We start from the raw sequence: 25908 nt of genomic DNA, 5'->3' as shown, positions 1-25908 counted from the left end.
CACATGTTTTTTGGTCGTGCCATTGTCGTGGCCGTCTACCGAACTTGACGGAGCGGGCGGGATTGTCAACATGTCCGGGCCGGCACCGTGATCTGCGCCAGACGGCCTGCCGTCGCCGGCACCGCCATGTCATAAGCGGCGATAACGAGGAGACGGGAGGGACGTATGGACGGGGCGCAGCTCGCGCTGGCCTTGCGGGTCTTCCTGAGAGAGCCGGAAGGGTCCTGATGTCCGTCAACAGCAAGCGCATCTTCTATGTCAAATACCTCGCCAACCCGATCTATATCGACATCCTGAAGGCGCGCCCCGACGTCCGGCTCGATCGCATCGAGAACGAGAGCCCCGAAGATTTTTACGCGCCGATCCTGAGCGCGGCCCATGTCTACCAGATCGGCGCCGCCCGCGATGAGCTCGCCCCGCATTTCCATGTCGATGCCGCCTTCCTGAAGCGCACGCCGAACCTGCTGCTGGTCTCCAGCAACGGCGCCGGCTTCGATCCTGTCGACGTCGAGGCCTGCACCGATGCGGGCGTGGTGGTCGTCAACCAGTCCGGCGGCAACGCCCATTCCGTCGCGGAACATGCGCTGGCGATGATGCTGACGCTGTCCAAGCGCATCATCCAGTCCGACCGCCGCTTGCGCCGCGAGCGCGATGTCAACCGGAACGAACTCGTCGGCAACGAGGTCGAGCACAAAACTGTCGGCATCATCGGCCTCGGCAATGTCGGCAAGAGGATTGCCGCACTGTGCAAGGGCCTGCTCGGCATGAAGGTGCTGGCCTATGACCCGTATTTGTCGGCCGACGTGATGGCCGAGCGGGGCGGCGAGAAGGTCGAGCTCGACGAGCTGTTGCGCCGCGCCGATTTCGTCTCGATCTCCTGTCCCCTCAACAAGGGCAGCCGCAACATGATCAGCGTGCGCGAGTTTGGGCTAATGCAGCCGCACGCCTACTTCATCACCACCGCGCGCGGTTTCATCCACGACGAGGATGCGCTGCTCCAGGCGCTGCGCGACAAACGCATCGCGGGCGCCGGCCTCGACGTCTGGTCCAAGGAGCCGCCGCCGCCGGAGCATCCGCTGCTCCAGTTCGACAACGTGCTGGCAAGCCCGCACACGGCCGGCGTCACCATCGAGGCGCGCCAGAACATGGGCCGTATCGCCGCCGAGCAGGTGCTGGAGACGCTCGACGGCAAGCGCCCGCCGCGCATCATCAATCCCGAAGTCTGGCCGCGCTATGCCGAGCGGTTCAAGCAGGCGTTCGGGGTGGCGCCAGGGTAGCTTTCTTTGTCATTCCGGGCCGATGGGTAGCATCGAACCGGAATCCCGAGATTCTCAGGTGCGCAATTGTGCACCTGAGTTCGGCTCTTTGAGCCGCCCCGGAATGGCAAAAATGGGCAAGGGAACCATCGCCGACCTTGATCCGCGTAAAATCTCCTTCCCCCCTGCGGGCTAAATGGGATTAGAGTGCCGCCGGGGCAGCAGGAGGTCTCATGTCCACTTATGTCGTCAGGTTCATGAAGGACGTGCTCGGTCACGGCCGGCAGATCGAGGTTTGCCAGGGCACCCTCGAGGTCGACGCCTGCGATGAGAACGAAGCCAGAGAGCGGGCGAAAGCAAAATTCTGCAAGGACCAGGCCTTGCATCATTGGTCCCTGCATGCCGACCGGATTCAGGTGAACTCGGCTGACCTTCCGTCGTAAGGGCCGCGCAGGCCCAACTAAAGCATGATCCGGAAAAGTGCGAAGCGGTTTTCCGGAAAGATCATGCGCAAACAACAATCTAAAGCGCGAGGACGATTCAACCAAATCTCATCGCGCTTTAGCGTCCGGGTGACGCAACGGGCGGCGGCGCGGTGACGCCTGCGCCGAGCGAGCGCTGCACCATGACGGTATCGGACCAGCGGCCGTGGCGATACGCGACGCCGCAGAGCAGGCCGGCGCGCGCAAAGCCGAACTTCTCGTGCAGCGCCAGCGAGGGCGCATTGTCGGCATCGATATAGCCGATCATCTGGCGGAAGCCGGCGGCGGCACAGGCGTCGATCAATTCGCCGAGCAAGAGCCGCCCGACGCCGCGGCCGAGATGCTCGTGGTGGACATAGATCGAGTGCTTGGCGGTGTAGCGATAGGCCGGGCGCTTGCGGAACAGCACCGCATAGCAATAGCCGACGACCTCGCCGCGCCAGGTCGCGACCAGGTGTGGCAGGCGGGTCTGTTTCAGGTTCTTGCGGCGGTCGCGCAGGTCGTCCGGCTCGGGTGCGCCGGTTCCCTCGACGTCGCGCGGCACGCCATTGCGGACGTGATGGCGATAGATCGCCAGCATCGCCTCGACATCGCTCTCGCGCGAGGGCCTGACCAAGACCTGTTCGTCACTTGCGCGCGCAGCCGTTTCGTTCATCGGCACCTACTCGGCAACGACGTAAGTATAGAGCCCGATGCGCCCCTGTGCATCGATCTCCTTGTAAACGCCCTGGATTTCCACATCGAAGCCCGGGAAGGTGTTGAAGCAAGTCTCGAACATCTTGAGATAATCCACCATGGGCTTGGCCCGTTCCGTCAGCCGCTCGCCAGGCACGATGGTGGCGATGCCGGGCGGGTAGACCACGAACGGCGTGGTGGCGATGCGGCCCGCGATCGCCTCGATCGGTAGATAGTCGACGTCGTTCTTGAACAGGTACCGCGCGGCATCGCGGGGCGACATCGCGATCTCCGGCATATGCTCCGGCATGAACTGCCGCGCCTGGAGCGCGCTGACATCGGCGGCGCGGAAGAAGCGGTGCATCTCGCCGCAGAGATCGCGCAGCCGCACGCCGGCATAGCGCGCCTGCCGCCGCTGGTAGAACTCCGGAATGACCTCGGCGAGCGGCGCATTGTCGTCGTGCAGCTTCTTGAAGGCGACGAGACCTGAAATCAACGTGCCGGCCTTACTCGCCTCGACGCCCGGCGTGAGCAGGAAGAGCAGGGAGTTGAGGTCGTTCTTCTCGGGAACGATGCGGTTCTCGCGCAAATATTGCGCGACGACCGGGGCTGGGATGCCGTGCTCCGCATAGGCGCCGGTAGCGCGGTCGAAGCCGGGGGTCAGCAACGTGAGCTTGTTCGGGTCGGTCATGGCAAAGCCTTCCGCAAGATCGGGAAAGCCGTGCCAGCTGGTATCGGGAGAGAGCTGCCAGAGCGCGGGATTGGTGGCGAGCTCGTCGGTGGAGAGCGATTCCCAGGCGACGTTATGTGCGGCGCCAGGGCGGCTGACGTCGGGGATGGCGACCCGATCGGGCACGAACGGCTCGAAGAACCAGCGGCGGTCCGGATTCTGCTCCTTTTCCTCGAACTCCCGGCGCATCGCGCGGATCTTCTTGCGCAGCTCGATGCCGAGACGGATCGTGTCGTCCCACAGCACTTCGCCGGAGCGACCCTTCATCATCTGCGCGCCGACATCGAGCGAGGCGAACAGCGGATAGAACGGCGAGGTCGAGGCGTGCTGCATAAAGCTTTCGTTGAAGCGGCGGTGTTCGATGCGGCGCTTCTGGCCGCGAATGTGACGGTCTTTGATGTGGATTTGCGAGGCCTGCGAGAAACTCGCGAGCTGCTTGTGGGTCGACTGGGTCGCGATGATGCCGGGTGCCTCGGGGGGCAGGTTCGCCAGACCCATGGCGAAGCGGCCGGCATAGAGCGGGTGGAATTTCATAAAGCCGGCCCAGGCCTCGTCGAACAGGATATATTCGCAGAGATGGCCGATCCGCTTCAAGATCATCTCGGCGCTGTGGATCGAGCCGTCATAGGTGCACTGCTCGACCACGGCGACGCGGAACGGCCGCTCCTTGCGCCAGGCGTCCTTGTCCGTCACCAGCGGGTGGTTGCGGATCGCTTCGCGCAGGGCCTTCTCGTCGAGCATGTCCCAGCGCATCGGACCGATCAGGCCCCAGGCGTTGCGGACCGTCGGGACATAGACCGGGATGCCGCCATTGATCATCAGCGCGCCGTGATGGGCGGCCTTGTGGTTGTTGCGATCGAACAGCACGAGGTCGCCGTCGGTGACGAGGGCGCCGAGCGCGACCTTGTTCGAGGTCGAGGTGCCGTTGAGCACGAAATAGGTCTTCTCCGCACCAAAAATCTGCGCGGCTTCCTTCTGGGCCCGCAGCGCCGGCCCCTCGTGGGTGAGGAGGTCGCCGAGATCGAGCACGGAATTGTCGAGGTCGTCGCGGAACACGGATTCGCCGAGATGCTCGACGAAGACCCGGCCGATCGGGCTGCGGTTGTAGAACACGCCGCCGTTGTGGCCCGGGCAGGTCCAGAGCTGGTTGCCTTCCTCGGCATAGTCGACGAGGGCACCGAAGAACGGCGTCTTCAGTGTCTCGGCATATTGCTTGAGGCGGCTGATCAGGTTCTTGGCAATGAAGGTCGGCGTCTCCTCGGAGAGGAAGACATAGCCGTCGATGAAGTCGAGCACCTCGACCGGCAGGTCCTCGAAGCGCTTGCGCCGGATCAACAGGATCATCGGGAAGTCGAGGCCGCGGCGCCGCATCAGGTTGATCAGGGCCGAGGTCTTGCCCTCCAGGCCTTTCTTGCCCCAGTCCACCACCATGCAGCCGATCGCGGCATCGGTCTGCACCGCGATCTCGGCGTCTTCCAGCTTGCGGGCCCGGACCACCTCGAAGCCGGAACGCTGGATCTCCTCGATGATCTGGTTGAAGCGGAGGCCTTCGAGGTCGTCGGCATCGAACGCAGGTGCGGCGAACAGGAAGTTGAAGCGCTTGAAATAGTCCATGGCTTGTCCCGGATGTGCGAGACCGACAGGTCTCTGCACATTCGATGACAGTTTTACGACAGCGACGAGGTGCCTGCGAGGTCTGCGGCAAAAAGCCGAGGTTTGTTGCCGCAGGTTCAGTCCGCTCCATCAAGCAGCTTGTCCAGCGTGATCGGGAAGCGGCGAATGCGCTTGCCGGTGGCGTGGTAGACAGCGTTGGCGATCGCGGCGGGAACGCCGACCAGGCCTATTTCGCCCAATCCCTTGACGCCGAGGGTGTTGATGTGGGCATCGGGCTCTTCGGCAAAGATCACCTCGATCTCGTGAACATCGGCGTTCACAGGGATATGGTATTCGGCGATGTTCGCGTTCATGATGCGACCGAAGCGGTGATCCATCACCGTTTCTTCGTGCAGCGCCATGCCGATGCCCCAGACCAGACCGCCCATGATCTGGCTGCGCGCGGTCTTGGGGTTCAATATCCGACCTGCGGCGACGGCATTGACCATCCGGGTCACGCGGATGACATCCAGCTGTTCGTCCACCTTCACCTCGGCGAAAACCGCGGAATGCGCATTGCGAGCGTGCGATTTGTCCTCCGTAAATTGATTCAGTTTTTCCTTCTCGATACGGTCGACATGGCCGTAGCGCATCGCATCGGTGATTGAGACTGCACGGCTCCTGTCCCCGGTACTGGCGATGGTGCCGTCGGCGAGGACGGTGTCGATGACGTCGGCATCACCGAGCGGCGATCCGGGTATTGTCTTTGCAAGGCGCAAGAGTTCGCCGCGCACCTCCTCGGCTGCGGCGAGCACCGCATGGGCGGCGGAGGCGGCCATCCAGGAGCCACCTTCGACCGGAGCCTGCGGCAGCGTGGAATCGGCCAGCTTCACGCTGATGTTCTCGATCGGCAAGCCAAGCGCATCGGCAGCGACCTGCGCCACGATGGTATAGGTGCCGGTGCCGATGTCCGACGCCGCGCAGGCAACTTCGGCGTGTCCGTTCGCGGTCAGCACGATACGGGCCGCCACCGGCATCTGGAGGGCTTCCCACACGCCCGTGGCCATCCCCCAGCCGACCAGTTCGTTGCCGTCGCGCATGGCGCGTGGCTCGGGATTACGTTTGCTCCAGCCAAAACTGTCGGCACCCTGTTGATAGCATTCGCGAAGCCGCTTGCTCGTGTAGGGAAGGTCTCCGCTCTGATCGCGATCGGAATAGCAGCGCAAACGCAGTTCGACCGGATCGAGCCTGAGAGCCACCGCCAACTCGTCCATGGCGCATTCCAGCCCGCAGACACCCGTCGCCGCGCCCGGCGCGCGCATATCGCAGGGCGTGGAGACGTCGAGCGGCACCAGCTTGTGCGTGAGGAGGGTGTTCGGGCTCTTGTAGAGCTGATCCGCCCAGCCGGCATCATTACGGGAAAACTCTTCATAGCGCGATGTGATCGCGACCGCCTCATGCGCGATCGCATCCAGCGTTCCCTCAGGGCTTGCGCCAAGGCCGACGCGCTCGATGGTTGCCGGACGAAAGCCGAGGCCGTACATCTGTTGCCGCGTCAGGACCACGCGCACCGGCCGCTTCAGCGCCAGTGCGCCGAGGCTTGCCAGCACGACTTGATATTGCGGCCGCAGTCCGGACCCGAAAGCGCCGCCGACATAGGGCGAGATGACACGGATCTCGTCCGGCCCCTTCATCAAGGCGCCGCACAGATATTTCTGGACGTTCTGGACACCCTGCGTCTTGTCGTAAACGGTGAGCATGCCGCCGGGCTCATACACGACCGTCGAGGCAAACAGCTCCATTGGATTGTGGTGCTCGGTCGGGATGACGTAATCCGCCTGATGCATAACCGCGGCCGCAGCGAGGGCGCTCGAAGCGTCGCCGCGCGGCTTGTGCGGCTTTTCGACCTCGAAGGCCCTGTCGCGTTCGCGCTCGAGATCGGTCGCGAAGGATGGGTCCTGCTGATACTCGACATGGAGCAAGGTCGCGGCGAATTGGGCCGTCTCCGAATCCTCAGCAAGGACCAGCGCGATGGGCTGGCCATTGAACTTGACCTTGTCATCATACAGCGGACGGAACGGCGAGCCTTTTTCCGGCGCGACTTCGTCCTTCCAGGCGTCGTCCTTCTCGGCCAGAGCTGGGCGATGGGCGTGCGTGAGGATGTCCAGCACGCCCGTCACTTTCAGGGCGTCGGCCGTGTCCAGCCGCGAAATGCGTCCACGTGGGATGGTGGCTTCGACCACAAAGCCGTGCACAAGTCCTTCGGCGGCGAACTCGCCGGCATATTTTGCGGCGCCCGTGACCTTGGCGCGACCGTCGACGCGAGACGTAGGTGTTCCGACATAGGCATTCATCGGTGTCCTCACGCGATCTTCTTGTTGGATTGCGATTGCGGCGTGGCATTTGCGGCTTGCGCAAGCGTGCGAATGATAGCGCGGCGGGCAAGCGCGATCTTGAAACCGTTGTGGGCGTAGGCCTTGGCACCCTGCAACAGCGCATCCGCGGCGCGCGCGAAATTGGCTTCCATCGCCGCCTGTCCGCGCAGCAGGGCTTCGGCTTCCAGCTTGCGCCACGGCTTGTGGGCGACGCCGCCGAGCGCAAGGCGCGCCTCGGCGATATCCTGACCATCCAGCTCCAGCGCGGCCGCGACAGAGACCAGCGCGAATGCATAGGACAGCCGGTCCCGGATCTTCAGATAGCTGTAGCGTTCCGCAAATCCGCGCGGCGGCAGCTCAATCGCGGTGATGATCTCTCCCGCGGCCAGGTTGGTGTCGAGATGCGGCGTGTCGCCGGGCAGACGGTGAAAATTGACGAGCGGCATGGTCCGGTCGCCGGAAGGGCCGGTGATGTGCACGCGCGCATCCAGTGCCGCAAGTGCCACGCACATGTCAGATGGATAGACCGCGATACAGGAGGCGCTCGTGCCAAGGATCGCGTGATTGCGGTTGACGCCATCGGCCGCCGAGCAGCCCGTACCGGGCTGACGTTTGTTGCAGGGCGTGGCAGTATCGTAGAAATAGGCGCAGCGCGTTCGCTGCATCAGATTGCCGCCGACGGATGCCATGTTGCGCAACTGCGCCGACGCGCCGGCGAGAATGGCGCTGCCGAGGAGGGGATAATTCCGCACGACCAGCGGGTGATAGGCGAGATCGGAATTCGGCACCAACGCACCGACAAGCAGGCCGCCATCAGCTGTCTGCTCGACCTGCCTGAGCGGCAGGCGCGAGATATCGACCAATCGTGAGGGCCGCTCCACGTTCTCCTTCATCAGGTCGACTAGATTGGTGCCGCCGGCAATCAGCTTGGCCCCCGCATCTGCATTGAGCAGGCGAACCGCATCCGCGACGTCGGTCGCGCGGGCATACTGGAAATTGATCATGATTGAGCCATCGCCTGCTGGATCGCGGCGACGATGTTGGGATAGCCGCCGCAGCGGCAGAGATTGCCGCTCATTAGTTCGCGAATATCGTCGGTGCTCTTGGCGTGCCCCTCAGCCAGCAGCCCTGCTGCGGAGCAGATCTGCCCGGGTGTGCAGTAGCCGCATTGAAAGGCATCATGGTCGATGAAGGCCTGTTGCAGGGGATGCAGCGCGCCGTCGCGGCCGAGCCCCTCGATCGTTGTTACCTCCGCGCCATCCTTCATCACCGCAAGCGTCAGGCAGGAATTGACCCGGCGCCCATCGACGAGCACGGTGCAGGCGCCGCACTGGCCGTGGTCGCACCCTTTTTTGGTGCCGGTCAAATCGAGATGGTCGCGCAGGGCATCCAGCAGCGTCGTCCAAGGCGCAAGATCGAGCGTGCGTCTGTTGCCGTTGACGATGAGATTGACGGGAATGCGCTCGGGAATCTGTCGTGAAGTTTCGGCCATGTCGGAAATCCGCACTCGCTGCCGGAGAAAGCCAAGCGGCCACGTCCTGCGACGCCCTCCGGGCGCATGCAGTTCCGCTGGGCGATAGCGCCTAACGGGCGCTAGCTGCCTTTGTTCCTAGGAAATGCTTGATTATCGGCAGCAGCCAATCAGCGCTTCGCCTCGCCGAACACCACCGTCGGCACCGCGCGGTTGACGATCTCGCGCAGCGCGAAGCTCGATTGCACGCGCGCGACGCGCGGCAGGCGCGACAGCTCGGTGCGGTGGATGCGCTCGAAATCCTGGATGTCGCGGGCGAGCACGATCAGGATGTAGTCGTCGGTGCCCGACATCAGGAAGCAGCGCACGACGGAGGGGCACTTCACCACCTCGGCCTCGAATGCCTTCAGCGCCTCGTCGCTCTGGCTCTCCAGCGCAATGCGCACCAGCACGGTGGTGGTGAGGCCGAACTGCGCCAGATCGAGCGCGGCCTGGTAGGCCTGGATGTAGCCGTCGTCCTCCAGTGTCTTCTGCCGCCGCGCCAGCGCGGTGCTGGAGAGACCGACCTTGTTGGCGAGCTCGGTGTGGCTGGCGCGCGCATTGGTCGTGAGTTCCGCAAGGATAGCGAGATCTTTCCGGTCGAGGGCCAAGGTTTTGTTTCCAGCATGAAAGGGCGCTTCGGCGCCGGAAACCGGCGCACATGCGGCAAACCTAACGGATATTTGCACGAAACCAAACCGGGCTCGCCGCTACGATCACGAGGTGAATCTGGAGGAGCTCGAGATGCGTGTTGGTGTGCCCAGGGAGATCAAGGTGCAGGAATATCGCGTCGGGCTCACTCCCGACGCGGTCCGCGAATACGTCGCGGCCGGGCATCAGGTCACGGTCGAGACCGGCGCCGGCAGCGGCATCGGTGCGTCGGATGAGGTGTACCGGCGGGCAGGGGCCGCGATCGCCGGGAGCGCGCGCGAGATCTTCGCCGCATCCGACATGATCGTGAAGGTGAAGGAGCCGCAGAAGAGCGAATGGGTCCAGCTCCGCGAAAGCCAGATCCTGTTCACCTATCTCCATCTTGCGCCGGATCCCGAGCAGGCCAAGGGTTTGCTCGCTTCCGGCTGTACTGCGATTGCCTATGAAACCGTCACCGACGCGGCCGGTCACCTCCCCCTGCTCGCGCCGATGAGCGAAGTCGCCGGCCGCCTCGCCGTCGAGGCCGCCGGCGCCGCGCTCAAGCGGTCCTCCGGGGGCCGCGGATTGCTGCTGGGCGGTGTGCCCGGCGTGAAGCCGGCCCGCGTCGTCGTGCTCGGCGGGGGCGTGGTGGGAACGCAGGCCGCGCGCATGGCCGCAGGTCTTGGCGCCGAGGTCACCGTGATCGACCGTTCGATCCCCCGGTTGCGTGAGCTAGATGATCTCTTCACCGGGCGGGTGCGAACGCGCTTTTCGACCATCCAGTCGGTCGAAGAGGAGGTGTTCGCCGCAGACGTCGTGATCGGTGCGGTGCTGGTCCCGGGCGCCAGCGCGCCAAAGCTCGTCACCCGCGCGATGCTGAGATCGATGCGGCCGGGCGCCGTGCTGGTCGACGTCGCGATCGATCAGGGCGGCTGTTTCGAGACTTCGCATCCGACCACGCATGCCGATCCGACTTACGAGGTCGACGGCGTCGTGCATTACTGCGTCGCCAACATGCCCGGCGCAGTGCCGGTGACGTCGAGCCAGGCGCTGAACAACGCGACGCTGCCGTTCGGCCTGATGCTCGCGAACAAGGGCTTTGCCGCGGTGCTGGAAAACCCGCACTTGCGCAACGGCCTCAACGTGCATCGCGGCCGCATCACCAACAAGGCGGTGGCGGAGAGCCTCGGGCTGGAGTTTGCGCCAGTCGGGAGCGGGCTGGCGGCGTAGGAAAGATCGAGGGACCTTCCGGGGCCCCAAAGGCGGGCAAAAGAACAAAACCGTTGCCTTGAGGGTGCCCGACGGAAGGAGTTTCCCCGTCGAGGGACAAAAACGCCAATCGCTTCCATTGCCGTTTGGGGCCGAAACGACGACATTCCATCCAGGATTTGATGGGATTGGCGTAGCCATGGAACGCACTGCATTTGAACCCTTCGGCGAGCAGCTGGCGTCCGCGCCGGAGCCCCAGCCGAAGTCGCGTGCCTCAAAGCTGCTGTTGCGGGCCGGCACCACACTGTTCTGGTCGCTGGTCGCTGGCATCGTGCTTGCCCGCGCCGCCTTCTTCGAGCCGGGCGTCTATGACGGCTTCAGCCGCGTGGCCTCGCTGGCGAAGAGCCTGATCTTCTAACGCCGATTATTCCGGCCGAGCACAGAACTTCCCTCGGCCCTGATATGCCGAAAACTTATTCCCCAACGGAAGCGCCCTGCGTATAAATCTTTCTCCTCTGGGAGAGATTTGTGTCGCAGAATCAAGCATCCACCCCGGCCGAGGCCAAGCCGGCCACCGCAGCGAGCCGGGTTCTCGCGCTGATTCCCGGCATCCTGCTCTGCATCGCCGTCGCCGGTGTCTCGGCCCTCCTGGAGCGGGCTGAACTCGGCGTCTTCGAGCATCCTTATGTCGAGGCGCTTGTGATGGCGATCCTGCTCGGTATGGCGCTGCGCAGCTTCTGGATGCCCGCGCCGCGTTGGCAGGCCGGCATCGCTTTCAGCGCCAAGCAACTGCTCGAAGTCGCGGTCATGCTGCTGGGAGCCTCGATCAGCTTCGCCGCCATCGCAGCTTCGGGCATCACGCTGCTGGCATCGATCGCGGCCGTCGTCGTGATCGCGCTCTGCGTCTCTTTCGGTCTCAGCCGGATGCTCGGCCTATCGACGCGGCTGTCGATCCTGATCGCCTGCGGCAATTCGATCTGCGGCAATTCCGCGATCGCCGCGGTGGCGCCGATCATCGGTGCCAATAATGACGAGATCGCATCGTCGATTTCTTTCACCGCCATCCTTGGCGTGATGATGGTGCTCGGCCTGCCGCTGCTGATCCCGCTGCTGCAACTGTCCGCGACGCAATACGGTATCCTTGCAGGTCTCACCGTCTACGCCGTGCCGCAGGTGCTCGCCGCGACGGTCCCGGCCGGGCTCGTCTCGACGCAAATTGGCACGCTGGTGAAACTGATGCGCGTGCTGATGCTCGGGCCGGTCGTCGTCGGCCTGTCGCTCGCCGCCTCGCGCTGGCAGACCGGCGCCAAGAAGACCAATGTCGGCTTCTTCCGCCTGGTCCCCTGGTTCATCCTCGGCTTCCTCGCGCTCGCGACCCTGCGATCCCTCGAGATCGTGCCGTCCACGGTGGTCGGGCCGGTGACGAAGATCACAGGTTTCCTCACGGTGGTGTCCATGGCCGCACTCGGCCTCGGCGTTGACGTGCGCGTGCTCGCCAATGTCGGGGGCAGGGTGACCGCAGCCGTGACGCTGTCGCTCATGCTGCTGCTCGGCATCAGCATCGCGCTGGTGCACTGGTTCAAGTGAGGGACGCGCTGCCTCTCTGGACTTCCGCCGGCAGACCGCTATTGGTTTTCGCCAATATGATCGGCCGTTGAGCATAGACGGCCGATCCGACAAGAGCGAGGACGTGGCCATGACGACACTGACGGTAAAGGATCTTCTTCCCGAGGACGGAACACGTGGCACGCTCGCCGGCCGCGTCTGGCTGCCGCAGGTGAATGGCCCCGCCGTGGTCGCCGTGCGCGGCGATGGCGTGTTCGATATCACCGCAAAGTTTCCGACCATCAGCGCGCTTTGCGAAGAGGACAATCCGGCCAAGGCACTCGCCGCGATCAAGGGCGAGCGCATCGGCGATCTCGAGGCGATCGTCGCCAACACCGCCCCCGACGGACGCGACCCGCAAAAGCCGTGGCTGCTCGCGCCGGTTGATCTCCAGACCCTGAAGGCGGCCGGCGTCACCTTCGCGATCTCGATGCTGGAGCGCGTCATCGAGGAGCGCGCGAAGGGCAATCCGGCCTCGGCCGAAGCGATCCGCAAAGAAGTGACGCGGCTGATCGGCGATGATCTGTCGAAGCTCAAGCCGGGCTCGGACCAGGCCATGCACCTGAAGCAGGTGCTGATCGACCAGAACGCCTGGAGCCAGTATCTCGAGGTCGGCATCGGCCCCGATGCCGAGGTCTTCACCAAGGCCCCGACTTTGTCCTCGGTCGGCACTGGGATGGATGCCGGGCTGCATCCGAAGTCGACCTGGAACAACCCCGAGCCCGAACTCGTGCTGTTCGTCTCCAGCCGTGGCAAGATCGTGGGCGGCGCGCTCGGCAATGACGTGAATTTGCGCGACTTCGAGGGACGCTCGGCGCTGCTGCTGTCGAAGGCCAAGGACAACAACGCCTCCTGCGCGATCGGCCCGCTGTTGCGCCTGTTCGACGACAGCTTCACGCTGGACGACGCGCGCAAGCTCGACATCAGCCTGAACGTGAAGGGCGCGGACGGTTTTGTCCTCAACGGCCATTCCTCGATCAGCAAGATCAGCCGCGATCCGACCGATCTCGTCGCGCAGACCATCGGCAAGGTGCATCAATATCCTGATGGCTTCGCGCTGTTCCTCGGCACGATGTTCGCACCGGTCGAAGATCGCGATGCGCCGGGGCAGGGGTTCACCCACAAGCGCGATGACATCGTCACGATCTCAGCGCCCCAGTTCGGCAAGCTGGTCAACCGCATGCGGACCAGCGACGAGTGCGAGCCCTGGACGTTCGGCATCGGTGCGCTGATGAAGAACCTGGCGCAGCGGAAGCTGATCTAGCGTCGTTGTCCTTCGTCTCTCCCCGCTTGCGGGGACATGGGCGCAGCTGCAGACTTGGCGGGTACTTGTCTCCACAATTTCCTTCATCCCCGCGTTGTATCCCTGGAACAAAATCGCGCTCAGCGTGTCATCTGCGCAGCCACCCCGCATATCTGCATCATTCCGCCTAATAGTCAGATAATATGACTATACGGGGCGCTGCTTCCGTGAAATAGTGCTATCCGCCAGCCTCACAGGGCGGGCCGCGGGTGCCCTATTACCAATCGGCGCCCGAGAAAACACAAGATCACTCGGGAGACACGCCTGATGACCTCAGCATCGCCGATGTCGCGGCTGCGGAGGACGAAACCATGAAAGGCCTGCCGCCTGTCCTGATCACGTCCATCGTGCTCGTCCCGGGCTTTGCAGCCTGCGCGGTGCAGTTTCCCAACTTTGCCTCCATACGCGTGGTCGGCAATCTCCTCACGGACGCCTTGCAGCAGCTGCTGGCTCGCCGGCCCGTGGCGAGACGCGCTGGAGCTGCCTCATGACCTCGCGCATCGTCGTCATCCCGACGCGGCGGGCCCATTCCAACCATGCGGAAGTGGCCCGTTCGATCGGCGTCGACATCATCGCCGGCCGCTACGCGGAGGGAACGCGCCTGCCTGGCGATGCCGAGATGATCGCGATGTTCGGCGTGTCGCGGCCGGTGCTGCGCGAGAGTGTGAAGACCTTGGTCGCCAAGGGCCTGCTCACCACCAAGGCCCGGGTCGGCACTGTCGTGCGCGAGCGCGCCGCCTGGAACATGTTCGACGCCGACGTACTGGCTTGGCACCTTGACGCCGGCATCGACAAGCGTTTCCTCAACGATCTCGCCGAGATCCGTCTCGCGGTCGAGCCGCGCGCCGCCGTGCTCGCAGCCGCCCAGCGGTCCGAGCAAGATATCGCCGAGTTGCGCCGCTGCATGCAGCGCATGCGGCTTGAAGCCTCCGATTCCGTCGGCTTTGCCGACGCCGACCTCGCCCTTCACGTTGCCGTGGCGCGCGCCTCCGGCAATCTGTTCATGCGCTCGATCGGGCACGTCATCGAGGCCGCTCTTCGCGCCTCGTTCCTGCTCAGCGCGCCGGTCGAACCTGAAGACCGCGACACCGTGCTGGACTGGCACCAGAAGATCGTCGATGCCATCGCCGCGGGCGATGCGGAAGCCGCGTCGGAAGCCATGATCTATGTCATTCACAACGGCATGCGCCGCCATGAGGGCACGGTGATCGAGACCGCGCCGGCCGAAGCGCTGCCATCTGCAACGACTGGAGAATAGGCGTGACTGACCTTCGCATCGCCATCGTCGGCTTCGGCAAGATCGCGCGCGATCAGCACCTCAGTGCGATCGCCGCGACCCCGGGGGCGACGCTTGCGGCCGTAGCCAGCCGCAACGCCTCGCTGCCGGATCTGCCGCATTTTGCCACGATCGAAGAATTGCTGGAGCAGGGTCCGCCGATCGATGCGGTTTCGCTCTGCACGCCGCCGCAGGTGCGCCGCGCTCAAGCGGCTGCGGCGCTCGCGGCCGGCAAGCACGTGATGCTGGAGAAGCCGCCCGGTACCAGCGTCGCCGAGCTCGATCCGCTGATCGCGATGGCTGCGGATGCGAAGCGCACGTTGTTCGCAACCTGGCATTCGCGCCATGCGCCCGCCGTCGAGCCGGCCCGCGCATGGCTGGCAACGCGGCGGATCAAATCCGTGCACATCAATTGGAAAGAAGATGTCCGTATCTGGCATCCCGGGCAGGCGTGGATCTGGGAGCCGGGCGGCCTCGGCGTCTTCGATCCCGGTGTCAACGCGCTGTCGATCCTGACCCGCATTCTGCCAAGACCCGTGTTCGTCACCGCGGCCGAGCTGGCCTTTCCTTCCAATTGCCAAGCGCCGATTGCCGCGAACCTGACGCTGACCGACCTCGCCGGTCTGCCTGTCACCGCCGAGTTCGATTTCCGCCAGATCGGGCCGCAGAGCTGGGATATCCTCGTCGAAGCCGACCAGGGACAAATGACGTTGTCCCGCGGCGGCAGGATCATGGCGGTCGACGGCAAGGTTGTTGCTGACGCGCCCGACGAGGAATATCGCGAGCTGTACCACCGTTTCGTCGAGCTCGCCGCAACAGGCGCGAGCGACGTCGACCTGGCGCCGCTCCGTCTCGTCGCCGATGCCTTCCTGCTCGGCAGGCGCACGCTGGTCGAACCATTTGTGGTCTGAACATGGCTGGTTCAAAAATAACAAAAGACGTCTTCGGAACGCTGCCTGATGGCCGCAATGTCGAGCGCATCGCGCTGCGCGGCGAGGCCGGCTTCGAAGCCCGCATCATCACCCATGGCGCGGTGATCCAGGCCCTGGTCGCGCCGGACGCCAAAGGCGGCTATGACGACGTCGTGCTCGGCCACGATGCCTTCGCCGGCTATCTTGCCGAACGAAAATTCTTCGGTGCCACCGTCGGCCGCTACGCCAACCGCATCGCCAAGGGACAGTTTTCGCTCGATGGCGAGACCTTCCAGCTTCCTGTCAACAACGGTCCGAACGCGCTGCACGGCGGCATCGACGGGTTCGACCGCAAGCTCTGGGAGATTGACGAGATCGAGGAGGGCGGCGAGCCCGCGGTGACGCTCACTTATACAAGTCGGGATGGCGAGGAAAACTATCCCGGCAAGCTCGATGTGCGCCTGACCTATCGCGTCACCGGCCCGGCCGAGCTGTCGCTGATGATGGAGGCGCGGACCGACCGGCCCACCATCGTCAATTTGACCAACCACAGCTTCTTCAATCTGGAAGGCGCCATCTCTGGCACGTCCATTCTCGACCATCGCTTGACCGTCGCGGCTGATCATTTCCTTGCCATCGATCCGACCGCCATCCCGCTGCCGGAGCCGCCGCGCAGCGTTGCCGGCACGCCGTTCGATTTCCGCGACGCCCATGCCGTCGACGCGCGCATTCGCGAAAGCGATCAGCAATTGCGCAACGGCAGGGGCTATGACCACACCTACTGCCTTGGGCGCGACGGCAAGCTGACGCTCGCGGCGCGGCTGGAGGCGCCGCGCTCGGGCCGCATTATGGAGCTCTTCACCGATCAGCCCGGGCTTCAGGTCTATTCCGGCAACTATCTGGACGGCACGATCTCAGGCAAGGGCGGCAAGCTGATCCGGCAATCGGACGCCATGTGCCTGGAGCCGCACATCTGGCCCGATGCGCCGAACCGGCCGGATTTTCCGAGCCCGCGCCTCGATCCCGGCAAAGTCTATCGGCATCACACCGTCTATCGCTTCGCAGTGAGGGCGCCATGATCGAGCAGGTGCCGACCTCCGTTCTATCGACCGAGCAATGCCATCTCGGCGAAGGGCCGACCTATGACGTGGCCACCGATACAGCGTGGTGGTTCGACATTCGCGAGGGAAAGCTGTTCGAGGCGCATCTCGGCGGCGGCTCTATCAGCGTCCACGCGCTTGGCCGGATGGCCAGCGCGCTCGGGCGCATCGATGCCGAGCGGCAGCTGATCGTGGCGGAAGACGGCCTGTACATCCGGACGCTCTCTGACGGCGCGATGACGCTGTTCTGTCCGCTCGAAGCAGATAATCCCGCGACGCGCTCCAACGACTGCCGGGTGCATCAATCCGGCACGTTCTGGATCGGCACGATGGGCCGTAAGGCCGAACGCGGAGCAGGGGCGATCTACGCGCTCCATCGCGGCAAGATCTCGACGCTGTTTCCCGGCATCAGCATTCCGAACTCGATCTGCTTCTCGCCGGATGGCGCCACCGGCTACTTTGCCGACACCGCGCGCGCCGTGCTCTATGCCGTACCGCTCAATCCCGCGACCGGCCTGCCGCGCGGCGAGCCGGAGGTGCTGTTGCAGCACACCGGCGTCGGCGGCCTCGACGGCTCGGTGTGCGATGCCGACGGGAATATCTGGAACGCCTGCTGGGGCGCGAGCCGTATCGATGTCTACTCGCCGCAAGGCGAACGCCTGCGCTCGCTCAGCGTGCCGGCAAAGCAGTCGAGCTGCCCGGCGTTCGTCGGCCCAGATCTGTCGCGCCTTCTTGTCACCTCGGCCTGGCAGGACATGGACGCAGGAGCGCGTGCCGCCGATCCGCAAGCCGGCTGCACCTTTCTGCTCGACGCATCCGCGCCCGGTCGCGCGGAGCCCAACGTCAAACTCGCATAGGAGATCCGAAGTCGACCTCTACCGACGTTTTCGACCACACGAAGAAACAGTCTGACACCCAAGGGAGTGAAACATGCTGAAACTGAAGACGACATTCCTCGCGTTGGCGCTGGCCGGCGCTGCAACCATGGCGGCGGGCGCTGCCTCCGCGCAGGAGAAGGCGACCGTCGGCATCGCCATGCCGACCAAGTCGTCGGCGCGCTGGATCGACGACGGCAACAACATGGTCAAGGTGCTGAAGGAGCGCGGCTACAACACCGACCTGCAATATGCCGAGGACGACATCCCGAACCAGCTCTCGCAGGTCGAGAACATGGTGACCAAGGGCGCCAAGGCGCTGGTGATCGCCGCGATCGACGGTACCACGCTGTCCGACGTGCTCAAGCAGGCGAAGGCAAAAGGCATCATCGTGATCGCCTATGACCGCCTGATCCGCGGCACGCCGAACGTCGACTATTACGCAACGTTCGACAATTTCCAGGTTGGCGTCTTGCAGGCGCAGTCGATCGAGAAGGGGCTTGGTCTCAAGGAGGGCAAGGGTCCATTCAACATCGAGCTGTTCGGCGGCTCGCCCGACGACAACAACGCCTATTTCTTCTACAACGGCGCGATGAGCGTGCTGAAGCCCTATATCGACAGCGGCAAGCTCGTCGTCGTCTCCGGCCAGATGGGCATGGACAAGGTCGCGACCTTGCGCTGGGACGGCGCCACTGCACAGGCCCGCATGGACAATCTGCTCAGCGCCTACTACGGCAACAAGAAGCTCAACGCCGTGCTGTCGCCCTATGACGGGCTTTCTATTGGTATCATCTCATCGCTGAAGGGCGTCGGCTACGGCAGCGCCGACCAGCCGATGCCGATCATCTCCGGTCAGGATGCCGAGGTGCCCTCGATCAAGGCGATGCTGCGCGGCGACCAGTATTCGACCATCTTCAAGGACACCCGCGATCTCGCCAAGGTGACCGCCGACATGGTCGACGCCGCGCTTGCCGGCAAGCAGGTCACCGTCAACGACACCAAGACTTACGAGAACGGCGTCAAGACCGTGCCGTCCTATCTGCTCAAGCCGGTCGTGGTGTACAAGGACAATTGGGAGAAGGTTCTGGTCGACAGCGGCTACTACAAGAAGTCGCAGTTCCAGTAACACTCTCTTTTCTCCCTCTCCCCGCGTGCGGGAGAGGGTCGGGGTGAGGGGCTCTCTCCACATGGGCAGTTACCCTTGCGGAGACTCCCCCTCACCCGGAATTCAAGCTGCGCTCGAATTCCAGCCTCTCCCCGCACGCGGGGAGAGACGAAGTAACGCAAGGGACAACCACGATGACCGCCATGCTGGAGATGCGCAACGTCAGCAAGAGCTTTGCCGGTGTGCAGGCGCTACGTGACGTCAATTTCTCGGTTCACGCCGGCCAGATTCACGCGCTTGTCGGCGAGAACGGCGCCGGAAAATCCACGCTGATGAAGGTGTTGAGCGGTGTCTATCCGGCAGGCAGCTACGAGGGCACCATTGTCTTCGAGGGCGAGGAGCGCCGCTTTCGCGACATCAACGATTCCGAGGCACTCGGCATCATCATCATCCATCAGGAGCTGGCGCTGATCCCGCTGATGTCGATCGCCGAAAACATCTTCCTGTCGCATCCGCCATCGAAGCTCGGCGTGATCGACCGCGACGAGGTCTACCGGCGCACCCGGGAGCTGCTGGCCCAGGTCGGTCTCAAGGAATCGCCGGATACGCTGATCACCGATCTCGGCGTTGGCAAGCAGCAGCTGGTCGAGATCGCCAAGGCGCTGTCGAAGCGGGTACGGATGTTGATCCTGGACGAGCCGACTGCCAGTCTCAACGAGGCCGACAGTGCCGCACTGCTCGAGCGCCTGATGGCGTTCCGCGAGCAGGGCATCGGCTCGGTCCTGATCTCGCACAAACTCAACGAGGTCGCCAAGGTCGCCGACCACATCACTGTGCTGCGCGACGGCCGCACCGTGGACAGCATCGATTGCCATGCCGAGCCGATCCAGGAAGACCGCATCATCCGCAGCATGGTCAATCGCGATCTCGCCCACCGTTTTCCCGAACGCAGTGCAAAGATCGGCGAGCCCGTGCTGGAGGTTTCGAACTGGTCGGTTTATCACCCCATTCATCCCGAACGGCAGGTGATCAAGAACGTCGATTTCGGCGTCAGGCGCGGCGAGGTCGTCGGCATTGCCGGGCTGATGGGGGCGGGCCGCACCGAGTTCGCCATGAGCCTGTTCGGCCGCTCGTGGGGCACCAATATCAGCGGCCACATCAGGCTCGAAGGCCGTGAGATCGCGCTGCCGAGCGTTGCGGCGGCCATCGACGCCGGCCTTGCCTATGTCACCGAGGACCGCAAGCAGCTCGGCCTGATCCTCGCCGACGACGTCCGCAAGAACATCACGCTGGCGAGCCTCGACCAGGTCGCTCCCGGCAGGGTGATCGACGACATCGCCGAACTGAAGGTCGCCAGCGACTACCGCAACCGGATGCGGATCCGCTGTTCCGACGTCTACCAGGAGACCAGCCAGCTCTCCGGCGGCAACCAGCAGAAGGTGGTGCTGTCGAAATGGCTGATGACCGACCCCAAGGTCCTGATCCTGGACGAGCCGACGCGGGGCATCGATGTCGGTGCCAAATACGAGATTTACTGTATCATCAATGAGCTTGCGGAAGCTGGCCGCGGCGTCGTGGTGATCTCCTCGGAGATGCCCGAGCTGCTCGGCATCTGCGACCGCATCTGTGTCATGAACGACGGCGCCTTCGTCGGCGAATTCAAGGGCGCGGATGCGACACAAGAGAAGATCATGCGCGCGATCATGCGCAATGAACGAAGCATTGGAAACGCCGCGCCTGCGGCCGCGGAGATGGGAGGATCGCAGCCATGACCGACAAGACGGTTTCGCTGCCCGAGGAGCGCCGGCACGGCAGCTTCATCAAGAACAATTTGCGCAATTACGGCATGCTGATGTCGCTGATCGCGATCATGCTGTTCTTCCAGGTCATGACCGGCGGCACGCTGCTGCAGCCGCTCAACCTCACCAACCTGGTGCTGCAGAACAGTTACATCGTCATCATGGCGCTGGGCATGCTGCTGGTGATCGTGACCGGCCACATCGATCTCTCGGTCGGTTCGGTCGCGGGCTTCGTCGGCGCGGTCGCCGCGCTTCTGATGGTAACCTACAAGGTCGACTACACGCTGGCCTTCATCGCGTGCCTTGCGGTCGGCGCGGCCATCGGCGCTGCGCAAGGCTATTGGGTGGCCTATTTCAAGATCCCGTCCTTCATCGTGACGCTGGCCGGCATGCTGGTGTTCAAGGGCCTTGCGCTCGCGGTGTTGCAGGGCCAGTCACTCGGACCGTTCCCATCGACCTTCCAGAAGCTATCGTCGGGCTTCATTCCGGAGCTGTTGCCCGAAGCGGGCACGCTGCATCCGACCTCGATGCTGATCGGCGCGGTGCTGGCGCTGGGCCTGGTCTACGCCGGCGCCAAGAGCCGGGCGCGTGAAGTGTCGCACGGCATCGAGGTCGAGCCCTACGCGTTCTTCCTCGGCAAGAGTGTCGTGCTTGCTTGTGCCGTGCTCTATTTCACGTATCTGATCGCGACCTATCGCGGCCTGCCCAACGTGCTCGTGATCATGAGCGCCCTGATCGCCCTCTATGGCTTCGTCACCCGCCGCACCGTGATCGGCCGCCAGATCTATGCCGTCGGCGGCAACGCCAAGGCAGCAAGCCTGTCGGGCATCAAGACCGAGCGGCTGACCTTCCTCACCTTCGTCAACATGGGCGCGCTGGCCGCGCTCGCCGGCCTCGTCTTCGCGGCGCGGCTCAACACCGCGACGCCGAAGGCTGGTTTGGGCTTCGAGCTCGACGTCATCGCGGCCTGCTTCATCGGCGGCGCCTCCGCCTATGGCGGGGTGGGGCGCGTCGGCGGCGCCGTGGTCGGCGCCATGATCATGGGCGTCATGAACAACGGCATGTCCATCCTCGGCATCGGCATCGACTACCAGCAGGTCATCAAGGGCCTGGTGCTGCTCGGCGCCGTCTGCATCGACGTGTATAACCAGCGGCGATAGGGCGATCGGCGGTGCCATAAGGATGGCAAGGCGCTGGCGCCGTGCCAGCTCCCGCTCCGACACGCAAAAAGGGGTGGGCACGCTTCGCTTTGCCCGCCTATGGCTCGGGCGTGCTGAGCTATTGCCCAGGCAGTGAGTATATGATCGAATGGGCCGATGGATCCCGGCGGCCCCGATCTGATCATCTTCGATTGCGACGGCGTGCTCGTCGACAGCGAGCTGTTGAGCTGCCGCTGTCTGTCCGAGGTGCTGGCGGACTTCGGGTTCGAACTGGATGTGGAGCAGGCGCTCGAACTCTTTCTCGGGCGGAGCACGGCTGCGATCGGAGAATATTATCGCGGGCGTGGACAGATCCTGCCGGACGATTTTCTCTCGCGCCTGAAGTCGCGTGTGCTTGAGACGTTTGCCGGGGGGCTCCAGCCCATTGCCGGGGTGGGCGCTGTCTTGTCTGACTTGAAGACCCCGGGTTGTGTCGCGTCGTCGAGTGATCTCGACCGCGTCGCGCTGTCGCTGGAGGTGACCGGTCTTGCGCCGCATTTCGAAACGCGGATCTACACCGCGCAAATGGTCAGGCACGGCAAGCCGGCGCCCGACCTCTTTCTCCACGCGGCAGAGCAGATGGGCGCGGCGCCTGCGCGCACGCTGGTGATCGAGGACAGTGTCAGCGGCGTGCAGGCGGGCAAGGCGGCCGGCATGACGGTCTGGGGATTTGTCGGCGGCAGCCATTATCGAGGACGCGACGGCCGCGCTATATTATCCGCCGCCGGAGCTGATCGGGTCTTCGCGCAGATGAGCGATTTCTGGAAGGAGGCATGACGCCTTGGCTGGCGAGAACGACAAGTCGAGGCTTGACGATGCCGCGCGGGCCGGCTGGCTCTATTTCATAGCGGGCCATACCCAGGACGAGATCGCAAGAATGCTCCAGGTCTCGCGTGCCTCGGCGCAGCGGCTGGTCTCGCTCTGCCTCGCCGAGCGGCTGATCACCTTCCGGCTCGAACATCCCATCGCAGCCTGCATGGAGCTGGCCGCGCGCCTGAAGGAGCGGTTTGATCTCGTCCATTGCGAGGTCGTCCCGGCCGATCCTGCGGCGCCGCAGGCCACCGCCGGTATCGCCGAACGCTGCGCCAATCTGCTGGATGCGACACTGCGCTCGGAAACGCCGGTGATCGTCGCGCTCGGCACGGGGCGGGCGGTGCGCGCCGCAGTCGAGCGCGTCACGCCGATCGACCGGCCCAACCACCAGATCGTCTCGCTGGTCGGCAACATCTCCGCCGACGGTTCGGCAAGCTTCTACGATACCGTCGGCCGACTCGCCGACCGCACCGGCGCGCGGCATTATCCGATGCCGCTGCCGTTTCTGATGTCGTCGGAGGATGAGCGCAACAAGATGGTCCGGATCGAGCCGATCGCCAAGGTGAAGGCGGTTGCCGCCAAGGCGGATTTGCGCCTCGTCGGCATCGGCCAGATGGACCAGAAGGCGCAGGTCCACATCGACGGCTTCGTCACCCGCGACGAATTGTTCGAGATGATGCGGTTGGGTGCCATCGGCGAGATCACCGGCTGGGCCTACGATTCCAAGGGCCGCCTGCTCAAGGCCGGCGCCAACAAGCGCCTCACCAGCATCCCGCCGGAAGTGCCGGCCAAGACCACGACCATCGGTGCCGCGGTCGGTGCCGCCAAGGTGCCGGCGATCGCGGCGGCGCTGAACGGGCGCCTGATCAACGGCCTGATCACGGACGAGGCCACCGCGCGGGCGATCCTGGAGCGGTAGGGCACGATCTCGCCGCTTGCTCGGCTGTCGTCGTCCGCAAAAGCGGACGATCCAGTACGCCGCGGCCTGACTTGGGGCAAGCAACTCACGACGCGGAGTACTGGATGCCCCGCTTTCGCGGAGCATTGATGGGGAGGGTTGTCGCACCGCAGCACTCATAAGTTGCTGAAACATCCGTGCTCCTGCTTGACAACCGTCATCTCTGGATTGAACATACGCCCAACGCGTGGGCATATGCTCAAAACGCGAACTGGAGGGAGGTCATCGTGAAATACGTCCTCGGCGCCGTCTGCGGCGCGTCTGTCCTGCTGGCCGTCCCTGCGATGGCGGAAACCACCCTGACGATCGCCACGGTCAACAACGGCGACATGATCCGCATGCAGGGGCTGACCGGCGAATTCACCAAGAAGAACCCCGACATCTCGGTGAAGTGGGTGACGCTGGAGGAGAACGTGCTGCGCCAGCGCGTCACCACCGACATCGCCACCAAGGGCGGCCAGTTCGACGTGCTCACCATAGGTACCTACGAGGTGCCGATCTGGGCCAAGAAGGGCTGGCTGGTGCCGCTCGCCAATCTCGGCGCCGACTACGACGTCGCCGACCTCTTGCCCAAAATCAAGGACGCGGTCTCCGTCGACGGCAAGCTCTATGCCGCGCCGTTCTACGGCGAGAGCTCGATGGTGATGTACCGCACCGACCTGTTCGAGAAGGCCGGGCTCAAGATGCCGGAGAAGCCGACCTGGGATTTCGTCATCGACGCCGCCAAGAAGCTCACCGACAAGAGCGGCGGCGTCTACGGCATTTGCCTGCGCGGCAAGGCCGGCTGGGGCGAGAACATGGCGTTCCTCTCGGCGATGGCCAATTCCTATGGCGCGCGCTGGTTCGACGAGAAGTGGGTGCCGCAGTTCAACACGCCGGAATGGAAGACGACGCTCACGACCTACGTCAATCTGATGAAGGAAGCCGGCCCTCCCGGTGCGAGCTCCAACGGCTTCAACGAGAACCTCGCGCTGTTCAACGCCGGCAAGTGCGCGATGTGGATCGACGCGACCGTCGCGGCGTCCTTCGTCACCAACCCCAAGGACTCCAAGGTGGCCGACAAGGTCGGCTTCGCGCTCGCGCCCAACACCGGGCTCGGCAAGAACGCCAACTGGCTATGGGCCTGGAACCTCGCGATCCCCGCCGGCTCGAAGAAGACTGAGGCGGCCGAGAAGTTCATCGCCTGGGCAACCAGCAAGGACTACACCAAGCTCGTGGCATCGAAGGAGGGCTGGGCCAACGTCCCGCCGGGGACACGAACTTCGCTCTACCAGAACGAGGACTATCTGAAGGTCGCCCCGTTCGCGAAGCTGACGCTTGCCTCGATCGACGCGGCCGATCCGAACAAGCCGACGGTGAAGCCGGTGCCTTATGTCGGCGTGCAGTACGCCGCGATCCCCGAATTCCAGGGTATCGGCACGCAGGTCGGCCAGCAGTTCTCCGCCGCGCTTGCGGGATCGATGACGGTCGATGCCGCGCTCACGGCAGCGCAATCGGTGACCGAACGCGAGATGAAGCGCGCTGGTTACATCAAGTGAACCCGAGCTCTCCCTCCTGAGCTCAAACTTGCGGCCATCCACCCTTTTTGGATGGATGGCCGCCTTCTTCCCGCCAGCGGAGAAGCGTTGATGGCAACCCGGCAGACGCAGATTCTTGCGCGGTCGCTCCTGACGCCGGCCGTCGGGCTGCTCTTCATCTGGATGATCGTTCCGCTCGCGCTGACGATCTATTTCTCGACATTGCACTACAGCCTGCTCGATCCCGGCTCCGAAGCGTTCGTCGGACTGGAGAACTTCCGCTACTTCCTCACTGATCCCGCCTTTCTCGCCTCGCTCCAGAACACGCTGGTGCTGGTCGGCTCCGTGCTGGCGCTGACGATCCTGCTTGGCATTCCGCTTGCATTGCTGATGGACCAGCCCGTGATCGGACGCAATTTCGTCCGGTTGATGGTGATCGCGCCGTTCTTCGTAATGCCGACGGTGAGCGCGCTGGTGTGGAAGAACCTGTTGATGCATCCGGTGTCCGGCCTGTTCGCCTGGCTCGCCGCGCTGTTCGGGTTGACACCGATCGACTGGTTCAACGACGTGCCGCTGTTTGCCGTGATCCTGATCGTGACATGGCAATGGCTGCCATTCGCGACGCTGATCCTGCTGACCGCGCTGCAATCGCTCGACGAGGAGCAGAAGGAGGCGGCCGAGATGGACGGTGCCAGTGCGGTCTCGACCTTCATCTACATCACGCTGCCGCATCTGGCGCGTCCGATCACGGTGGTGATCCTGATCGAGACCATTTTCCTGCTCACGGTGTTCGCCGAGATCTTCGTCACCACCGGCGGCGGACCCGGTCTTCAGACTACCAACATTGCCTTCCTGATCTATTCGCAGGCGCTGATCCAGTTCGACGTCGGCAGCGCCTCGGCGGGGGGCCTCGTTGCGGTCGTGATCGCCAACGTCGTCGCCTTCTTCCTGGTCCGCATCGTCGGCCGCAATCTGGAAGCCTGAATC

General features: G+C 64.1%; 24 protein-coding genes. 18 read left to right on the top strand and 6 right to left on the bottom strand.

Annotation, left to right across the window (positions count from 1 at the left end):
• Window positions 1-227 precede the first annotated feature (227 nt).
• Together JJB99_RS25495 and JJB99_RS25490 are read left to right on the top strand one after the other, a co-directional pair.
• On the top strand, window positions 228-1277 hold the full coding sequence (locus JJB99_RS25495; protein ID WP_200495017.1) for a hydroxyacid dehydrogenase: 1050 nt from the start codon (window positions 228-230) through the stop codon (window positions 1275-1277).
• A gap of 212 nt (window positions 1278-1489) precedes the next feature.
• Window positions 1490-1699 carry a hypothetical protein gene (locus JJB99_RS25490; RefSeq protein ID WP_200495016.1) on the top strand — a complete coding sequence of 70 codons (210 nt, stop codon included), beginning with the start codon at window positions 1490-1492 and terminating at the stop codon, window positions 1697-1699.
• Between the two features lie 118 nt (window positions 1700-1817).
• On the opposite strand, the gene JJB99_RS25485 is transcribed toward JJB99_RS25490, so the two are convergent.
• The 6 genes from JJB99_RS25485 to JJB99_RS25460 form a co-directional block, all read right to left on the bottom strand.
• On the bottom strand, window positions 1818-2393 hold the full coding sequence (locus tag JJB99_RS25485) for a GNAT family N-acetyltransferase (RefSeq protein WP_200495015.1): 576 nt from the start codon (window positions 2391-2393) through the stop codon (window positions 1818-1820).
• Between the two features lie 6 nt (window positions 2394-2399).
• Entirely contained in the window at window positions 2400-4757 is a 2358-nt protein-coding gene (locus JJB99_RS25480) for an Orn/Lys/Arg decarboxylase N-terminal domain-containing protein (RefSeq protein ID WP_200495014.1), read from the bottom strand.
• Between the two features lie 116 nt (window positions 4758-4873).
• Window positions 4874-7090 carry a xanthine dehydrogenase family protein molybdopterin-binding subunit gene (locus JJB99_RS25475; protein ID WP_200500301.1) on the bottom strand — a complete coding sequence of 739 codons (2217 nt, stop codon included), beginning with the start codon at window positions 7088-7090 and terminating at the stop codon, window positions 4874-4876.
• Between the two features lie 8 nt (window positions 7091-7098).
• Complete coding sequence (locus tag JJB99_RS25470; protein WP_200495013.1) at window positions 7099-8115, bottom strand: FAD binding domain-containing protein; 1017 nt, start codon at window positions 8113-8115, stop codon at window positions 7099-7101.
• Complete coding sequence (locus JJB99_RS25465; RefSeq protein WP_200495012.1) at window positions 8112-8603, bottom strand: (2Fe-2S)-binding protein; 492 nt, start codon at window positions 8601-8603, stop codon at window positions 8112-8114. Before JJB99_RS25465 ends, JJB99_RS25470 begins: the two co-directional genes overlap by 4 nt.
• Before the next feature lie 149 nt (window positions 8604-8752).
• A complete protein-coding gene (locus tag JJB99_RS25460; RefSeq protein WP_200495011.1) occupies window positions 8753-9232 on the bottom strand; it encodes an Lrp/AsnC family transcriptional regulator in 480 nt (159 codons plus the stop codon).
• A 133-nt stretch (window positions 9233-9365) separates the two neighbouring features.
• Between JJB99_RS25460 and ald the strand changes: the two genes are divergently transcribed.
• The 16 genes from ald to JJB99_RS25380 all read left to right on the top strand — a co-directional run bounded on the left by ald (window position 9366) and on the right by JJB99_RS25380 (window position 25905).
• Complete coding sequence (gene ald, locus JJB99_RS25455) at window positions 9366-10481, top strand: alanine dehydrogenase (protein WP_200495010.1); 1116 nt, start codon at window positions 9366-9368, stop codon at window positions 10479-10481.
• A gap of 178 nt (window positions 10482-10659) precedes the next feature.
• Complete coding sequence (locus JJB99_RS25450) at window positions 10660-10878, top strand: hypothetical protein (protein WP_200495009.1); 219 nt, start codon at window positions 10660-10662, stop codon at window positions 10876-10878.
• 110 nt (window positions 10879-10988) lie between these two features.
• Entirely contained in the window at window positions 10989-12047 is a 1059-nt protein-coding gene (locus JJB99_RS25445; RefSeq protein ID WP_200495008.1) for a YeiH family protein, read from the top strand.
• 109 nt (window positions 12048-12156) lie between these two features.
• Window positions 12157-13329: a fumarylacetoacetate hydrolase family protein gene (locus tag JJB99_RS25440; RefSeq protein ID WP_200495007.1), complete on the top strand. Its 1173-nt coding sequence runs from the start codon at window positions 12157-12159 to the stop codon at window positions 13327-13329.
• 248 nt (window positions 13330-13577) lie between these two features.
• Window positions 13578-13859 carry a hypothetical protein gene (locus tag JJB99_RS25435; RefSeq protein ID WP_200500458.1) on the top strand — a complete coding sequence of 94 codons (282 nt, stop codon included), beginning with the start codon at window positions 13578-13580 and terminating at the stop codon, window positions 13857-13859.
• Window positions 13856-14626, top strand: coding sequence for a FadR/GntR family transcriptional regulator (locus JJB99_RS25430; RefSeq protein WP_200495006.1), 771 nt, complete (start codon window positions 13856-13858; stop codon window positions 14624-14626). The genes JJB99_RS25435 and JJB99_RS25430 overlap by 4 nt, the downstream gene beginning before the upstream one ends.
• Before the next feature lie 2 nt (window positions 14627-14628).
• A complete protein-coding gene (locus tag JJB99_RS25425; RefSeq protein WP_200495005.1) occupies window positions 14629-15555 on the top strand; it encodes a Gfo/Idh/MocA family protein in 927 nt (308 codons plus the stop codon).
• Window positions 15556-15557: 2 nt separating this feature from the next.
• Entirely contained in the window at window positions 15558-16634 is a 1077-nt protein-coding gene (locus tag JJB99_RS25420) for an aldose epimerase family protein (protein WP_200495004.1), read from the top strand.
• Entirely contained in the window at window positions 16631-17512 is an 882-nt protein-coding gene (locus JJB99_RS25415; RefSeq protein ID WP_200495003.1) for an SMP-30/gluconolactonase/LRE family protein, read from the top strand. The genes JJB99_RS25420 and JJB99_RS25415 overlap by 4 nt, the downstream gene beginning before the upstream one ends.
• A gap of 73 nt (window positions 17513-17585) precedes the next feature.
• The gene (gene chvE, locus JJB99_RS25410) at window positions 17586-18656 is read left to right on the top strand and encodes a multiple monosaccharide ABC transporter substrate-binding protein (protein WP_200495002.1); all 1071 of its coding nucleotides are present in this window, start codon (window positions 17586-17588) and stop codon (window positions 18654-18656) included.
• A gap of 173 nt (window positions 18657-18829) precedes the next feature.
• Window positions 18830-20407 (top strand): multiple monosaccharide ABC transporter ATP-binding protein, encoded by a 1578-nt coding sequence (gene mmsA / locus JJB99_RS25405; protein WP_200495001.1) that lies wholly within the window; start codon window positions 18830-18832, stop codon window positions 20405-20407.
• Window positions 20404-21594, top strand: a complete 1191-nt coding sequence (gene mmsB, locus JJB99_RS25400; RefSeq protein WP_200495000.1) for a multiple monosaccharide ABC transporter permease — start codon at window positions 20404-20406, stop codon at window positions 21592-21594. Before mmsA ends, mmsB begins: the two co-directional genes overlap by 4 nt.
• Window positions 21595-21750: 156 nt before the next feature.
• Entirely contained in the window at window positions 21751-22410 is a 660-nt protein-coding gene (locus JJB99_RS25395) for an HAD family hydrolase (protein WP_200494999.1), read from the top strand.
• Window positions 22411-22414: 4 nt separating this feature from the next.
• The gene (locus tag JJB99_RS25390; protein ID WP_200494998.1) at window positions 22415-23365 is read left to right on the top strand and encodes a sugar-binding transcriptional regulator; all 951 of its coding nucleotides are present in this window, start codon (window positions 22415-22417) and stop codon (window positions 23363-23365) included.
• 266 nt (window positions 23366-23631) lie between these two features.
• On the top strand, window positions 23632-24942 hold the full coding sequence (locus tag JJB99_RS25385) for an ABC transporter substrate-binding protein (RefSeq protein ID WP_200494997.1): 1311 nt from the start codon (window positions 23632-23634) through the stop codon (window positions 24940-24942).
• 90 nt (window positions 24943-25032) lie between these two features.
• The gene (locus tag JJB99_RS25380) at window positions 25033-25905 is read left to right on the top strand and encodes a carbohydrate ABC transporter permease (RefSeq protein WP_200494996.1); all 873 of its coding nucleotides are present in this window, start codon (window positions 25033-25035) and stop codon (window positions 25903-25905) included.
• Window positions 25906-25908 lie beyond the last annotated feature (3 nt).

Source organism: Bradyrhizobium diazoefficiens (genome assembly GCF_016616235.1).
GTDB classification, from domain to species: domain Bacteria; phylum Pseudomonadota; class Alphaproteobacteria; order Rhizobiales; family Xanthobacteraceae; genus Bradyrhizobium; species Bradyrhizobium diazoefficiens_H.
The sequence above is the reverse complement of the archived record's forward strand: the minus strand, read 5'-3'. Positions and strand labels throughout refer to the sequence as shown.

Excerpts from the sequence above, each read along its gene's own strand:
- JJB99_RS25440 (WP_200495007.1), top strand. The coding sequence starts at position 12,157 with ATGACGACACTGACGGTAAAGGATCTTCTTCCCGAGGACGGAACACGT.
- JJB99_RS25415 (WP_200495003.1), top strand. The coding sequence starts at position 16,631 with ATGATCGAGCAGGTGCCGACCTCCGTTCTATCGACCGAGCAATGCCAT.
- JJB99_RS25495 (WP_200495017.1), top strand. The coding sequence starts at position 228 with ATGTCCGTCAACAGCAAGCGCATCTTCTATGTCAAATACCTCGCCAAC.
- JJB99_RS25420 (WP_200495004.1), top strand. The coding sequence starts at position 15,558 with ATGGCTGGTTCAAAAATAACAAAAGACGTCTTCGGAACGCTGCCTGAT.
- mmsA (WP_200495001.1), top strand. The coding sequence starts at position 18,830 with ATGACCGCCATGCTGGAGATGCGCAACGTCAGCAAGAGCTTTGCCGGT.
- JJB99_RS25475 (WP_200500301.1), bottom strand. The coding sequence starts at position 7,090 with ATGAATGCCTATGTCGGAACACCTACGTCTCGCGTCGACGGTCGCGCC.
- JJB99_RS25480 (WP_200495014.1), bottom strand. The coding sequence starts at position 4,757 with ATGGACTATTTCAAGCGCTTCAACTTCCTGTTCGCCGCACCTGCGTTC.
- JJB99_RS25485 (WP_200495015.1), bottom strand. The coding sequence starts at position 2,393 with ATGAACGAAACGGCTGCGCGCGCAAGTGACGAACAGGTCTTGGTCAGG.
- JJB99_RS25465 (WP_200495012.1), bottom strand. The coding sequence starts at position 8,603 with ATGGCCGAAACTTCACGACAGATTCCCGAGCGCATTCCCGTCAATCTC.
- JJB99_RS25395 (WP_200494999.1), top strand. The coding sequence starts at position 21,751 with ATGGATCCCGGCGGCCCCGATCTGATCATCTTCGATTGCGACGGCGTG.
- JJB99_RS25380 (WP_200494996.1), top strand. The coding sequence starts at position 25,033 with ATGGCAACCCGGCAGACGCAGATTCTTGCGCGGTCGCTCCTGACGCCG.
- JJB99_RS25490 (WP_200495016.1), top strand. The coding sequence starts at position 1,490 with ATGTCCACTTATGTCGTCAGGTTCATGAAGGACGTGCTCGGTCACGGC.
- JJB99_RS25450 (WP_200495009.1), top strand. The coding sequence starts at position 10,660 with ATGGAACGCACTGCATTTGAACCCTTCGGCGAGCAGCTGGCGTCCGCG.
- mmsB (WP_200495000.1), top strand. The coding sequence starts at position 20,404 with ATGACCGACAAGACGGTTTCGCTGCCCGAGGAGCGCCGGCACGGCAGC.
- JJB99_RS25470 (WP_200495013.1), bottom strand. The coding sequence starts at position 8,115 with ATGATCAATTTCCAGTATGCCCGCGCGACCGACGTCGCGGATGCGGTT.
- chvE (WP_200495002.1), top strand. The coding sequence starts at position 17,586 with ATGCTGAAACTGAAGACGACATTCCTCGCGTTGGCGCTGGCCGGCGCT.
- ald (WP_200495010.1), top strand. The coding sequence starts at position 9,366 with ATGCGTGTTGGTGTGCCCAGGGAGATCAAGGTGCAGGAATATCGCGTC.
- JJB99_RS25430 (WP_200495006.1), top strand. The coding sequence starts at position 13,856 with ATGACCTCGCGCATCGTCGTCATCCCGACGCGGCGGGCCCATTCCAAC.